This window comes from Glutamicibacter nicotianae (genome assembly GCF_016907615.1).
Taxonomy (GTDB): Bacteria; Actinomycetota; Actinomycetes; order Actinomycetales; family Micrococcaceae; genus Glutamicibacter; species Glutamicibacter nicotianae.
In genome coordinates this window covers 1,766,873-1,780,262 of the sequence record NZ_JAFBCH010000001.1, presented here as the reverse complement: position 1 = coordinate 1,780,262, position 13,390 = coordinate 1,766,873, and the positions used below count along the sequence as shown (strand labels likewise).

Annotated in this window: 12 protein-coding genes; 2 read left to right on the top strand and 10 right to left on the bottom strand. The window is 57.5% G+C overall.

Annotated features, from left to right (window positions below; genetic code table 11):
• Window positions 1-7: 7 nt before the first annotated feature.
• Genes JOE62_RS08535 through JOE62_RS08525 form a run of 3 tightly spaced genes read right to left on the bottom strand, consistent with a single transcriptional unit; the run spans window position 8 to window position 4,234 of the window.
• Window positions 8-2,194, bottom strand: a complete 2,187-nt coding sequence (locus tag JOE62_RS08535) for an ATP-dependent DNA helicase RecG (protein ID WP_204721859.1) — start codon at window positions 2,192-2,194, stop codon at window positions 8-10.
• The gene (locus JOE62_RS08530; protein ID WP_204721857.1) at window positions 2,187-3,155 is read right to left on the bottom strand and encodes a DAK2 domain-containing protein; all 969 of its coding nucleotides are present in this window, start codon (window positions 3,153-3,155) and stop codon (window positions 2,187-2,189) included. Before JOE62_RS08530 ends, JOE62_RS08535 begins: the two co-directional genes overlap by 8 nt.
• Window positions 3,156-3,178: 23 nt before the next feature.
• On the bottom strand, window positions 3,179-4,234 hold the full coding sequence (locus tag JOE62_RS08525) for an LCP family protein (RefSeq protein ID WP_204721855.1): 1,056 nt from the start codon (window positions 4,232-4,234) through the stop codon (window positions 3,179-3,181).
• Between the two features lie 66 nt (window positions 4,235-4,300).
• Here JOE62_RS08525 and JOE62_RS08520 point away from each other — a divergent pair, with 66 nt between their 5' ends.
• Entirely contained in the window at window positions 4,301-4,825 is a 525-nt protein-coding gene (locus JOE62_RS08520; RefSeq protein ID WP_420842177.1) for a DUF3515 domain-containing protein, read from the top strand.
• A 74-nt stretch (window positions 4,826-4,899) separates the two neighbouring features.
• On the opposite strand, the gene JOE62_RS08515 is transcribed toward JOE62_RS08520, so the two are convergent.
• The 6 genes from JOE62_RS08515 to leuC all read right to left on the bottom strand — a co-directional run bounded on the left by JOE62_RS08515 (window position 4,900) and on the right by leuC (window position 11,494).
• Window positions 4,900-6,012, bottom strand: a complete 1,113-nt coding sequence (locus JOE62_RS08515; protein ID WP_204721853.1) for a D-alanine--D-alanine ligase family protein — start codon at window positions 6,010-6,012, stop codon at window positions 4,900-4,902.
• Window positions 6,012-7,052, bottom strand: coding sequence for an NAD(P)H-dependent glycerol-3-phosphate dehydrogenase (locus tag JOE62_RS08510; RefSeq protein ID WP_420842194.1), 1,041 nt, complete (start codon window positions 7,050-7,052; stop codon window positions 6,012-6,014). The genes JOE62_RS08515 and JOE62_RS08510 overlap by 1 nt, the downstream gene beginning before the upstream one ends.
• Before the next feature lie 27 nt (window positions 7,053-7,079).
• Window positions 7,080-7,844 (bottom strand): lysophospholipid acyltransferase family protein, encoded by a 765-nt coding sequence (locus JOE62_RS08505; RefSeq protein ID WP_338085768.1) that lies wholly within the window; start codon window positions 7,842-7,844, stop codon window positions 7,080-7,082.
• Between the two features lie 14 nt (window positions 7,845-7,858).
• On the bottom strand, window positions 7,859-9,178 hold the full coding sequence (murA, locus tag JOE62_RS08500; protein WP_204721851.1) for a UDP-N-acetylglucosamine 1-carboxyvinyltransferase: 1,320 nt from the start codon (window positions 9,176-9,178) through the stop codon (window positions 7,859-7,861).
• A gap of 256 nt (window positions 9,179-9,434) precedes the next feature.
• On the bottom strand, window positions 9,435-10,040 hold the full coding sequence (leuD, locus tag JOE62_RS08495; RefSeq protein WP_204721849.1) for a 3-isopropylmalate dehydratase small subunit: 606 nt from the start codon (window positions 10,038-10,040) through the stop codon (window positions 9,435-9,437).
• Between the two features lie 14 nt (window positions 10,041-10,054).
• Entirely contained in the window at window positions 10,055-11,494 is a 1,440-nt protein-coding gene (leuC, locus tag JOE62_RS08490) for a 3-isopropylmalate dehydratase large subunit (protein WP_204723255.1), read from the bottom strand.
• A 122-nt stretch (window positions 11,495-11,616) separates the two neighbouring features.
• Between leuC and JOE62_RS08485 the strand changes: the two genes are divergently transcribed.
• Window positions 11,617-12,342 carry an IclR family transcriptional regulator gene (locus tag JOE62_RS08485; RefSeq protein WP_038991426.1) on the top strand — a complete coding sequence of 242 codons (726 nt, stop codon included), beginning with the start codon at window positions 11,617-11,619 and terminating at the stop codon, window positions 12,340-12,342.
• A 27-nt stretch (window positions 12,343-12,369) separates the two neighbouring features.
• Here JOE62_RS08485 and thiL read toward each other — a convergent pair whose 3' ends face one another.
• Window positions 12,370-13,386: a thiamine-phosphate kinase gene (gene thiL, locus JOE62_RS08480; RefSeq protein WP_204721848.1), complete on the bottom strand. Its 1,017-nt coding sequence runs from the start codon at window positions 13,384-13,386 to the stop codon at window positions 12,370-12,372.
• Between the last annotated feature and the right edge of the window lie 4 nt (window positions 13,387-13,390).

Below are 13,390 nucleotides of genomic sequence, written 5' to 3'. Positions count from 1 at the left end.
CCTTCAATCAGTTCTTATTCAAAAATTCTTTAGTGGAATCATCAAGCCAATTCCCGGCTGCGCTCAGAAGCCCCGGGTAGTTGCTTCCCCAGTTGGCATCGGCAAGAAGCCTGCCCACATCGGTTCTCGCGTGCTCAATGAGCGAGCGATCCTTGATGATGCTCAGTTCCCGCAACGTCGTCCGGCTGCCTGATTGCTGAACACCCAAGATATTTCCTTCTTTGCGTTCAGCCAAGTCTGCCTCGGCTAGCTCAAAACCGTCGATAGTTGACTCGATGGTCTTCAAGCGTCCAACCGACGGATGGTCCGCGTCCAGCCATGTCGTCATGAGGCACGTACCAGGCAGTCCGCCACGGCCCACTCGACCGCGCAGCTGATGGAGCTGCGAGATGCCGAAGCGCTCAGCATCCATGATCACCATCAATGTCGCATTATGGACGTCAACGCCAACCTCAATGACTGTCGTGGAAATCAGCACGTCAATTTCACCACGGGCAAAGGAATCCATGGTTGCCTGCTTGTCTGCCACATCTAATTGCGAGTGCAACGCCTCGGTGCGTATCCCAGCGAATTCAGGCATCCCACCAAGCATTTCTTGCATGGCTTCTACGCTCATGGGCTGACCGGACGATTCTTCATAGGACGCCAGCAGAACGCCTTGTTCCGCCGCTGTGTCCGAAATTCTTGGGCACACCACATATGCTTGGTGGCCCTTCTCCACTTCTTCAACAATTCTGGTGAATAGCCTGTCGCGGAAACCGGTCAGCTGCATTGGCACGATATGCGTGTGGATCGGGGCGCGGCCGGCGGGCAAGCGTTTAATTGTGGAGGTGTCCAAATCACCAAAGACGGTCATGGCGACGGTTCTCGGTATCGGAGTAGCAGTCATGACCAGGGTATGAGGAACCGAGTCGACTGCTTTAGACCTCAAGGCGTCGCGCTGCTCAACACCAAATCGATGTTGTTCGTCCACGACGACGAGGCCAAGATCTGCAAACTGCACATGGCCGCTCAAGAGGGCATGCGTACCAATAATCAGTCCAGTCTCACCGCTGGCAATACCCAGCAATGCTTCACGGCGATGGGCAGTTTTAGCCGACCCGGTTAGAAGCGCGACGCCTGTTCCTTCGCCTTCGCCAAAAAGCCCAGGTTCAGCGAGCTTGCCGAGCATCTTCTTGATCGAAGCGTAGTGCTGTGCGGCCAAGACTTCAGTTGGCGCTAAGAGTGCAGCCTGTCCTCCGGCGTCGATCACTTGCAAGATGGCCCGTAGTGCGACAACAGTCTTGCCGGAGCCGACTTCCCCCTGCAGCAAGCGATGCATTGGTTGCGACTGTTCCAAGTCCTTGGAAATTTGTTCACCGACAACAAGCTGGTCTTCGGTCAAGCTGAACGGCAGCTGGGCATCGAATTTGTCAGCTAAGCGGCCCGGCACCGGTGGGCGTGCAATTGCTTTCTGCGCGCCCAACTGGCGCCCACGTTCGCCTAACGCCAGCTGCAGCATAAATGCTTCTTCAAAGGCAAAGCGCTGTCGAGCGACGTAGGCGTGCTTGATTTCCTTGGGGAAATGGCGATCCAAGAACGCTTGATGGCGTTGTGGATATTGATGCGTGCGAAGAAGTTCCCTTGGAAGAAACTCAGGAAGCTTCTGATCTGTGAAGTGCTCCAGCAACAGACCCAGCAGATCCCGGATGCGCTTGTTGGGCATCTTTGCCGAAGCAGGATAGATCGGAATTGGACGTGGATCTGCCTGCGATGCCTCATCCAGGATCGCGTACTCAGGCTGGCTCAACTGCAGGTGGTCCTGGTACCAACCGACCTTGCCACTGAACATCGCGATAGTTCCAATGTGCAGATCTGTGCGTGCTTGATAGCCATTGAAGAAGGTCATCTTCAGCTCTTGTCCGCCTATGCTGAGCTCATCGCTGACGGTCACTTCAAAAATGAAACCGCGCCGCGAGTGCATCTGCCGCTGGCTGACGTTGACAACCTGGGCGACAACAGTAACGTGCTCATCGAAGGGAATCTCTGAAATCGGGGTGAGCTCACCTACCTCAACGTACCGTCGCGGAAAATGCCATAAGAACTCCCCTACCGTCTTATAGCCGAATGCTTTTTCCAGGGCGGTGGAGTTCTTTTTTCCCAGGAATGCTGAGAGCTCTGCACTCTCAAACGAAGTAAGCGTTGTTTCAGCCATCGTGGGTGCACAGATCAGTGACACTGATATTCACCGGGTCACCGTGTTTTCTGATGAGTTCCAGTGCCGGTTCGGCATCAGGGACGTGGACGTGAACGCGCCATCTGTAGGTGTCTTCCTCCAGCTGATTCACGGGCGACATGATCACTGAATTGCCCATTGAGTCCAGTTGTCCACGCAGAGTAGCGGCACCCAACGCGTCCAAGGAAACAGTGCACATTACCTCAACACCTGACTCTGTTTCTTCAGTCATGTGAATGTGCGGGTCTTGTGAACGGTAACCGTGGAAGTCGTCGTAGGAATCGAATTCGGTGGATTCGCTCCGAATCGCGGCGCATAGCTCGTCAATTATGATTAGCATCCCGACCGCTCCTGCGTCGACAACGCCAGCCTTAACGAGACTCGGAAGTTCAGCTTCGGTGCCCCTGACTGCGAGTTGAGCTGCTTGACTCATTTGCGTGAGAACGGCATCAAGTGCTGCACGACTATCCGGATCCGTCTTCAAGTGTGCAAGTGTTGAGCCTGCGGCCAAAGATATTGCATTGATCACGGACAGCATCGTGCCTTCGACCGGTTCGCTCAGCGCTGACCAAGACCGCACTTTGGCTCGCTCGAGACCAAGCGCAAGCAACGGCGCAGTTAGGCGTTCATGGCCACTCCAAGGCTCGCTCAGGCCGCTCAAGAAGACTGCTAGCAATGTGCCCGAGTTGCCGCGCGCAGATTCCAACGAAGCCCGCGCGGCAACTTCAAGAAACCCACCAATATCGTCGCTTTCCAGTTTGCTGATCGCGTCATGTCCCGCTCTCGCGGTCAGATACAGGTTGCTACCGGTATCGCCGTCTGCCACTGGGAACACATTGATTGCATTCAACCTGTCAGAATGGTTCCCGAGACTCTTGACGCTTCGAGCGAGCCATTCTCGGATGGCTCGCACGGAGGTATCGAGTTTGTGGGGCGTCATGGAAAGTCGTTCCTTAGGTGGTCTTACTGCGACAAGTCAGTTGATGCTACGAATTCATCAACCGTGTCATTCTGCAATGCTTCGCCAAACTTGGCAATCGTATCCATGTCAGGAACGACAATTGATTGCCCGTCAGCTGAACGCCCAGGACCATTGTTTGGCAGGGTGAAGAACTCCATAGCACTGGAACGGATGCTAATCATCGAAGACGCCAACGATGCGATTTTTCCTGCGTCAAGGGATTCGTCAACTGCTACATATGGTGCGATTTCCTCAACGACAGACTGGATCTTTGTGGGGCTGGTCAGAGTTTCCTTGGACAGGATCTGGCCAATCAAAGCCTTGACGAAGAGCTGCTGGTTCTTGACACGGCGGTAATCGCTACCACCTGGACCCGTAAACGCCTTGCGCTCACGAACAAAGGCTAGTGCTTCGTCTCCATCGAGCGTTTGCACACCTTCTGGGAAGAAGTAGCCCTTGACATGTACCGGGCTGAAAGCGATCGGGTTGTCGACGGTTACGCCGCCGACGGCATTGGTCAGGCCCTTGAAGCCTTCAAAGTCAATCGATGCCACATGGTTGATCCGAATGCCGAAGAGACCTTCGAGAGTTTCGACTGCTTTGGGAACACCGCCGCTGGCGAATGCGCGGTTAATCTTCGCGGTGCCGACGCCAGGAATGTCCAGCCAAGTATCACGCATGATCGACGTGACGAAGACGTTCTTCCGGTCCGAAGGAATGTGCACCAGCATCATGGTGTCGGATCGTCCTCCACCCGGAAGTGTTGCGAACTCATCCTCCTGTGCATCGTCACTACGCACGGCCCGGGTATCAGTACCCAGCAGAAGTACGTTAACTGCGTCCTTAGATTCCTCTTTTACCTCCGGGCGCGTCTCTTCCGCAGGGAAAGCGTTGGTGATTTTGGTGCTGTTGTCATTGAACGTTCTACCGAGGTTCCATGCGTAACCACCAGCGACAAGTCCAGCGATAACCACCAGGGCAAGGACACTCAGGATAATAGCTCGACCCGTGCGTTTCTTTTTCTGGCGTGGTCTCACCGAATGTTCTTCAAAGGACATATGCTACCTTTCACAGTTTCAACTGACTACATCTTATCTTTCAGATTGCCGATGTAGGCTTATAACGTGTTTAAAATCAGTGTCTCCGCACGACTGTCACCAAAACTTAACCGAATATTGGGTCGTGGTTCAGTAGTCGCCGGAATCGGGCTCATTTCCATAACTGGCCTCGCCGGTTGCGCATCAGTAGCTTCCGTGGATGCTGCCCCAGACGCAGCCAACCCACTGTGCGCGGAAATGATGGTTGTCCTGCCCGAAGCTATCGATGATGCGGAACGCCGTACCACGACGTCCCAATCAACAGCAGCCTGGGGCGACCCGTCAAAGGTCGTTCTGCGTTGCGGTGTAGAAGTCCCCGGGCCGACAACGGACCCTTGCGTGTCGGTGAATGACGTTGACTGGGTAGCGCATGAGGACGAAGCAACGAGCATCTGGACCTTGACCACTTATGGCCGGACCCCAGCAACCGAAGTTATCCTCGACCCTAACGTGATCCCGTCGAGCACAGTTCTGGCTACACTTTCAGATGCTGCACAGAAAATCCCAGCTTCCAAGAAGTGCGTCAGCGTTGACAAATCGGTGGACTTGTAAACAACTCGTCGACAAAAGTTTCGGGGTGTGCTGAATTTTCAACACACCCCGAGGTTCCACCAATGCTCGTTGGCCTAGCGCAAACCGATGTTCCGCTCGGTCGCCAGGGCAATCAGCTCATCAATGAGTTCACGGTACTCAATTCCCGTCTTCGCCCACATTTGCGGGTACATGCTGGACGGAGTAAAGCCGGGCATGGTGTTGATTTCATTGATGATCCACTCACCTTCGGGAGTGTAGAAGAAATCAACTCGGGATAGGCCTTCTGCGTCGATGGCGTCAAACGCCTTGACTGCCAGCTCACGGATTTCGCGCGTGGCTTCATCGCTCAAGTTTGCAGGGCAGCTGAGCTCGGCCGCCGCTCCATCAACGTACTTGGCTTCGAAATCATAGAAGGTGTGCTGAGCGTCCGCCACCGCAATCTCTCCTGGCAATGAAGCGCGCGATGGTCCGCTACCGCGGCCTTCAAGAACGCCGCATTCGATTTCCCGCCCGACGATCCCCTGCTCGATGATCACCTTGGGATCTTCGGCCCGGGCGATTTCAATAGCAGCACGCAGCTCGGACGGATCATCAACCTTCGTGATGCCTACCGAAGACCCTGCGCGGGCCGGCTTGACGAACAACGGGTACTGCAGGTTATCGCAACGCTTCATGGCAGCTTCGCTATCACGCAGCCACTGCTTGTTGGTGATCACGTCGTACGGTCCCACATTGAAGCCGGCCCCTTCGAAAACCACCTTCATGTAGTGCTTATCCATGCCCATCGCACTGGCTGCAATACCGGAGCCCACATAGGACACGCCTGCCATTTCAAGCATGCCCTGGATCGACCCGTCTTCACCGAACGGACCGTGAAGCAAGGGGAAGACTACGTCAATCTCGCCCAGGTCTACCACAGTGGAATCCGAGTAAGAAAGCAATGATGTCTTCTGCGCGTCGGTGGACAAATGCACCGGATGCTCCACCGAGGAAATCTCCGGCAGCTTGCCGGTGTTCAGAGCCCAGCCTTCCGGATCTTCATCCAGCAAGGTCCAGCCGCCGTCGCGGGTGATCCCTACCGGAACGATTTCAAAGCGTTCACGGTCGATGGCGTGCATGACGCCGGCAGCGGTCACGCAGGAAACGGAGTGCTCCGAGGAACGGCCGCCGAAGAGCAAGAGGACGCGTAGCTTGCGTTCAGTCATTAGTGACGTTCTCCTTCGGATTTCAGTTCACGCGACAACAGGCGTGCGGCCATGTTCTCAACGCTCAAGGTGCCTTCCAGGACCATCACCACTGCTTCGGTAATCGGCATTTCCACGTTATGGGCACGGGAAAGGTCGAATACGGCACGTGCTGATTTGATGCCTTCCGCGGTCTGCGACATGCGGTCATTGACCTCTTCTAGGAAGAGCCCCTGGCCGAGCAGTCGTCCGGCGGTGTTGTTGCGCGAGAGCGAGGAAGAACAGGTAGCGACAAGGTCGCCCAAACCAGAAAGGCCGGCCAAGGTGTCCAAACGGCCGCCAAGGGCGAGGACCAAGCGAGTGGTCTCGGCCAAACCGCGAGTGATCACTGTGGACTTGGTGTTATCGCCCATCCCCATGCCGTCGCACATGCCCACGGCAAGCGCGATGATGTTCTTGACGATACCGCCAAGCTCCACGCCCAGTACATCATCATTCGTGTAGGGACGGAAGTACGGAGCTGAGCACAGTTCAGCGATCCACTGCGCAATATCGGAATCTGTACAGGCAACAACTGAGGCGGTGGGCTGCTCGCGCGCAATCTCCATGGCCAGATTCGGCCCGGACAGCACGGCAATTTGCTCAGCGGGCATCCCGGTCACTTCAGCGATCACCTGGCTCATGCGCAGGTCGGTTCCGCGTTCAAGGCCCTTCATCAGGGAAAGCAGCACGGCGCCTGGTTCAAAGAATTCCTTGAATTTCGCCAATTCCTGGCGCAAGGACTGCGACGGAATTGCCAAGACCACAAGGTCGGCGCCGGTTAGCACGGTCTGCGGATCCGATGATGCCGTGACGTTGGCAGGAAGCTTGGTTTCGCGCAAGTAGCGTGAATTGGTATGGCGTTCGTTGATTTCATTGGCTGCGTCTTCGCGACGTGCCCAAATCTGAACCGCGATTCCCTTGTCTGCAACTGAATCGGCAAGCACCTTGGCGAAGGTGGTCCCCCAGCTGCCAGCGCCCATGACGGCGATTTTGCGTGGTAGCGGCTTAGTCAAAGTCAGTCCTCTGGAAGGTGATGATGAAGTTTATTAGTTTTCCGGGGTATCGAAATTGCGTCCAGTCTTCGACTGGCCGTGCTTGCTGGGATCCCAACGCACAGCCGGCGCTTCTTCTTGGCGCAGTTCTGCGGTCAGTGCAGTGATTCCGTCCATGATGCGATCGGTGGCTTCCTGCAGCACTGCACGAGTGCGCGGGCCTCCACGAAGATCGTCTAGATCCACTGGCTGCCCGACGGACACGGTGACGTGCTTTCGCGGGAACAGGTACATCTTCTTGGAATAGCGAGGGAGCAGTTCCTGGTCGCCCCAGTGTGCCATCGGCACCACTGGTGCACCGGTTTGCAGAGCCAATCGTGCGGCGCCAGTGCGTCCAACCATTGGCCACAAATTGGGGTCGCGGGTCAGCGTGCCCTCAGGGTAAATGACAATGACTCCGCCGGCATCCAGCACTTTCTTGGCCGCGGCCAGCGATTCGCCGGCGTTGGATGCGCTGCGTGATACCGGTACCTGGCCGGTCTCGCGCAGAAGCCAGCCGAGCACTGGAATCTTGAACAAGGACTCCTTGGCCAGCCAGCGTGGCAGCCGGCCATTGCTGTAAATAGCGTGGCCGACAACCAGCGGATCAATTTCGGTGAGGTGATTGGGGCAGAGGATGTACCCGCCCTGCGGAAGCGTCTCGAAACCCTTCCACGTCTTGCCCATCAAAACGTTCATGGAAGTACGGACAACGCCCGCCAATACCGAGAAAACCCGCTTGGTCCTTGCAGATTCGCCAGGGGCCAGAATCTTTTCCACGAATCTGATCCCCTTTAGTTGCTCAGCTCGACGTTTGCGCCCAGGGCCTGCAGCTTCTCCATGAAGTGCTCGTAGCCACGGTTGATGATCTCGATTCCGGTGACCTTGCTGGTGCCTTCGGCAGCCAGTGCGGCAATCAGGTGGGAAAATCCACCACGAAGATCCGGAACATCGATGTCGGCACCGGTCAGCTTGGCAGGGCCTACGACAACAGCTGAATGCTTGAAGTTGCGCTGTCCGAAGCGGCAAGGCGTGGAACCGAGGCAGTCGGTGTGAACCTGGACGGTGGATCCCATGCGGACCAGCGCATCGGTGAATCCGAAGCGATTCTCATACACGGTTTCGTGAATGACCGAGACGCCCTTGGCCTGGGTCAAGGCGACGACCAGCGGCTGCTGCCAATCGGTCATGAAGCCCGGGTGCACATCGGTTTCCAGGATCAGCGGATTAAGGTCTCCACCTGGGTGGTAGAAGCGGATGCCGTCGGCCTTTACCTCGAACTCGCCGCCAATCTGGCGATAGACGTGCAGGAAAGCAGTCAAGTCACGCTGGGTGGCGTCCTGGACGAAAATATCGCCCTTGGTGACCAGAGCGGCAGAGGCCCAAGATGCGGCTTCATTGCGGTCTGGCAGAGCGGAGTGGTCGAAGCTGGAAAGCTTCTCAACACCCTGGATGCGGATCACGCGGTCGCGGTGCACCGAGATGATGGCGCCCATCTTCTGCAGCAGCGAGATGAGGTCCAGGATTTCCGGCTCAATGGCTGCATTGCTGACTTCGGTGACACCCTTGGCGCGGACGGCCGAAAGCAGCACCTGCTCGGTGGTGCCAACGCTTGGGTACTGCAGTTCGAGCTTGGCTCCGGTCAGCCCGTTTGGGGCAGAAATGCGGATGCCGTCGGCTGCCTTGTCCACGATGGCGCCAAAGTCGCGCAGTACTTCCAGATGGAAGTCGATCGGGCGGTCGCCGATGCGGCAGCCACCCAGGTCCGGGATGAAGGCTTCGCCCAGCGAATGGATCAGCGGTCCGCAGAAAAGAATGGGAATACGCGAGTCGCCGGCGTGGGCATCAATGGCCTGGTTCGAGGCGGTCTTGACCTGGGTAGGGTCCATGGTGAGATCACCGGTCTCGGGATCCTGGTCCACCTTGACGCCGTGGATTTCAAGCAGGCTGCGGACAACAGCTACGTCCTTGATCTCCGGTACGTTGCGCAGTACCGAGGGGCTGTCGCCCAGCAGAGCCGCGACCATGGCTTTTGGCACTAGGTTCTTCGCTCCGCCGACTCGTACGGTGCCCTTTAGCGGAACACCACCATGGATCGTCAGGATCTTACCCATGTATGAATTACCTCATCGCGTAGTCGTTATCGCCCGCCGAAGCATCAAGGCTTTCGAACTGGCAGGACTAAGTAAGCATACCGCCTCTATACCTGCCAGTACGCCCAGATCATCTCGTGGCGCACACATTGTGAGCATGCTTTCAGACAGAGCCGTGATGCTCTGCAGAAAAACATTGCGTTGGGAACGCAATGATCCGCTCACCCCTAACAACGCCAGGGATGAGCGGACCATTCCATTTACCTTGAACTCGGTGCTAGCCCGCAGTTCGTGCGGGCAAAGTCCTCGGCTTGTGCGCAGGGCGCTTGGCCTCGTATGCGGTGATATCTTCCTCGTGTTGCAGGGTCAGGCCGATGTCATCCAGGCCTTCCATCAAGCGCCACCGGGTGTAGTCGTCAATCTGGAACGGTGCCGAGATGGAACCGCAGTGAACCGTACGCGATTCCAAGTCCACGGTCACCGTGGTTCCTGGATTGTTTTCCAGTTCCTTCCAGATCAATTCGATGTCGCTTTGCGCAACTTCGGCAGCAACCAATCCCTGCTTGCCCGAGTTGCCGCGGAAGATATCGGCAAAGCGCGAGGAGATCACGGCCTTGAATCCGTAATCCTTCAAGGCCCAGACAGCGTGCTCGCGCGACGAGCCGGTGCCGAAGTCGGGACCCGCCACCAGTACGGAGCCGGTGTTGAATGGTTCCTGGTTCAGAATGAATTTCTCATCCCGTCGCCAACCTGCAAACAACGCGTCTTCGAAACCGGTGCGGGTGATGCGCTTGAGGTATACGGCAGGAATGATCTGGTCCGTATCCACATTGCTCTGCCGCAGTGGAACACCAATGCCGGTGTGGCTGACAATCTTTTCCATGACGGTGATCCTTCCTAGACCGAAACCGGTGCGTTGACGAGGTCGCTAGGCGACGAGAGGGTTCCACGGATTGCGGTAGCCGCGGCAACCAGTGGCGAGACCAGGTGGGTGCGTCCGCCCTTGCCCTGGCGTCCTTCGAAGTTGCGGTTCGAGGTGGACGCGCAGCGCTCCCCCTCGGCCAGCTGGTCCGGGTTCATGCCCAGGCACATGGAGCAGCCCGCGAACCGCCATTCAGCGCCGAAGTCCTTGAAAATCTGGTCCAGTCCTTCTGCTTCTGCTTCCAAGCGAACTCGCGCCGAGCCAGGGACCACTATCATACGGACGTTGGGGTCTTTTTCCTTGCCCTTGATGACCTCAGCGGCTGCCCGCAGATCTTCCATGCGGGAGTTGGTGCAAGATCCCAGGAAGACGGTATCCACCCGGATATCCTTCATTGGGGTACCGCCCTCGAGTCCCATGTAGGTCAATGCTCGCTCGCAGGCCTTGCGGTCATTTTCGTCTTCGAAGTCTTCTGGCGAAGGCACATTCTCGGACAGTGAGACGCCCTGGCCAGGGTTGGTGCCCCAGGTGACGAAAGGTTCGAGTTCATCAGCGTTCAAGAAGACTTCAGCGTCGAAGCGTGCACCCTCATCGGTGTGCAGCTGCTTCCAGTCTGCAACAGCGGCATCCCAATCTTCGCCTTCCGGAGCGTGCGGGCGGCCCTTGACATATTCGAAGGTAGTTTCGTCCGGTGCAATCATGCCGGCGCGGGCACCGGCCTCGATGGACATGTTGCAGATGGTCATACGGGCATCCATGGACAGCGAACGAATCGCCGAACCGCGGTACTCCAGCACGTAACCCTGGCCGCCACCGGTACCGATCTTGGCAATCACGGCCAGGATGATGTCCTTGGAGGTAACGCCTGGCTTCAAGGTGCCCTCGACGTTGATGGCCATGGTCTTGAACGGCTTCAGGCTCAAGGACTGGGTGGCCATGACATGCTCGACTTCCGAGGTGCCGATGCCAAAGGCCAGGGCGCCGAAGGCACCATGGGTCGAAGTGTGCGAGTCGCCGCAGACAACGGTCATGCCCGGCTGGGTCAGTCCCAGCTGCGGACCCACGACGTGGACAATGCCCTGTTCCTTGTCGCCCAAGGAGTGCAAGCGGACGCCGAATTCCTTGCAGTTGTCGCGCAGGGTGTGGATCTGGGTGCGGCTGGTCAAGTCGGCAATGGGCTTGTCGATGTCCAGCGTCGGAGTGTTGTGGTCCTCTGTCGCAATGGTCAAATCCGGACGGCGCAGCGGACGGCCAGCGAGACGCAGGCCTTCGAAGGCCTGCGGAGAGGTCACCTCATGCAGCAGGTGGAGATCAATGAAAATCAAGTCCGGCTGGCGGGCTTCGCCTTCGCCTTCTCCTCGACGCACAACATGTGCATTCCAGACTTTTTCTGCCAACGTCTGGGGCGACTGCATGGCGGACATGCGACACACTCCTCAAGCTACAAACAATTGATACTCCAACTTTGACACTTCACAGAGCGACTTTTCCAGTATGCGGACTTGAATCTCAAATACTGAGACGTGATACTTGGACTATGACAACAGGCAGCGGCGTAGGCGTATTGGATAAGGCAGCAGCCATTCTCAATGCATTGGAGAATGGCCCCACTTCCCTTTCCCAGTTGGTGGAGCTCACCGAAATTTCGCGTCCCACGGTGCACCGCATTGCCCAGTCGCTCGTCCATCACGGATTAGTTGGGCGCGACATGCATGGCCGCTTTGAGCTGGGAAACCGCCTGGTGGAGCTCGCCAGCGCAGCGGGCGAAGACCGGTTGGTCAGCGCTGCCGGGCCGGTGCTCATCAAGCTTCGCGACCTGACTGGTGAAAGCACGCAGATTTTCCGCAAGCAGGGTGACTACCGTGTGTGCATCGCCAGCGCCGAGCGCCCAATCGGCCTGCGCGACACCATTCCCGTGGGGACCCAACTGTCAATGAAGGCCGGTTCGGCAGCCCAGATCCTGCTCGCGTGGGAAGATAATGAGCGCATGGTGGAAGGGTTGCACCACGCACGCTTCACGCCGACAATCCTGGCCGGAGTCCGCCGGCGCGGTTGGGCCCAGTCGCTGGGAGAACGCGAGCCTGGCGTCGCTTCGGTTTCCGCACCAGTTCGCGGGCAGTCCGGACGAGTCATCGCTGCCCTGTCCTTATCGGGCCCGATTGAACGGCTTACCCGCCAACCTGGCAAGATTCATCACGAAGCCGTGACGAGCGCCGCCCACGAACTTTCTGAACTCCTGCGCGTTCAAAATGACCGTGCATAGCCAGCACACGAATCTGGTGCCAAGAAGCTAAGCGAAGTGGTCAAAGCCCGTCTCAGGCTTTGCGACCTTGCCATCGACTTTCACCACTGCTCGACGCCCATTGGCCGGCTTGGCAACACCGATAACATTAAATTCTCCGGGGATTTCAAGTCCCTGAGGGAAGGCGGCAAGGAGTCCGAAATCCTCACCGCCATAAAGTACCCATGACATCGGATCGGTGCCCGTCAGTTCTGAGGCAGCCTCCAGTCGAAGCGCGAAGTCCTGGAGAGCAGAAGATTCCAACTCGAGATTCACATGGCTGGCTTTGGCCATGCGCCCGGCGTCGCGGATCAGCCCATCGGATAGATCCATCATGGCTGTCGCGCCCGCTTCGGCAGCGCGTGGCCCAGATTCCAGCGGCGGCACGGGACGGCACTGTGCCTGGACCAGACGGCGCACCGCTCTGCTCCAACTTTCATTGTCATGCTCGTGTTCAAGCACAGAGAGTCCTGCCCCGGCGGCGCCAACACGTCCGGCCACCGCTATGCGGTCTCCGGCTCGGACTCCGCTCCTCAGCACTTTCCCATGCTCGCATTCGCCAAGAACGGTCGTGGTAACGGAAATTTCTTGCGACTTCCCGAGGTCTCCCCCGAGAATCGTCAGTTCGCTGGCGCCAAGCTCCGCAATAGCCTCGGCAACGCCACGGCTGAAGTCCCTCACCCATTCCAGAGACGTGGACTTCGGCAGGGACAGCGAAATCACAGCGCCAGTGGCGCGACCACCCATCGCATTAATGTCTGAAACATTTTGGGCAATGGACTTCCATCCGATGTCATAAGCATTGTGTTCCAAACCGCTGGGCCAGAGGAGTCGAAAATCCTGGTTTTCAACCAGGGTATCTACCGAGACGAGAACTTCGTTCCCGCTCACCCTCAACGCACCTGCGTCGTCGCCCGGCCCGAGACTTGCCTGCGCTGAATCGAGCAGCGGCAAGATCGCTTCCAGGATGCCTTGCTCGCCTAGGTCACCCACTGTTGCATCGACTTTTGGTTGGTTTGTAGTCACAGAG

What these genes read in the sequence shown, in the direction of transcription:
- JOE62_RS08535 (WP_204721859.1), bottom strand. Translation starts at nt 2,194, where the DNA reads ATGGCTGAAACAACGCTTACTTCGTTTGAGAGTGCAGAGCTCTCAGCA.
- JOE62_RS08530 (WP_204721857.1), bottom strand. Translation starts at nt 3,155, where the DNA reads ATGACGCCCCACAAACTCGATACCTCCGTGCGAGCCATCCGAGAATGG.
- JOE62_RS08525 (WP_204721855.1), bottom strand. Translation starts at nt 4,234, where the DNA reads ATGTCCTTTGAAGAACATTCGGTGAGACCACGCCAGAAAAAGAAACGC.
- JOE62_RS08515 (WP_204721853.1), bottom strand. Translation starts at nt 6,012, where the DNA reads ATGACTGAACGCAAGCTACGCGTCCTCTTGCTCTTCGGCGGCCGTTCC.
- murA (WP_204721851.1), bottom strand. Translation starts at nt 9,178, where the DNA reads ATGGGTAAGATCCTGACGATCCATGGTGGTGTTCCGCTAAAGGGCACC.
- leuD (WP_204721849.1), bottom strand. Translation starts at nt 10,040, where the DNA reads ATGGAAAAGATTGTCAGCCACACCGGCATTGGTGTTCCACTGCGGCAG.
- leuC (WP_204723255.1), bottom strand. Translation starts at nt 11,494, where the DNA reads ATGCAGTCGCCCCAGACGTTGGCAGAAAAAGTCTGGAATGCACATGTT.
- JOE62_RS08485 (WP_038991426.1), top strand. Translation starts at nt 11,617, where the DNA reads ATGACAACAGGCAGCGGCGTAGGCGTATTGGATAAGGCAGCAGCCATT.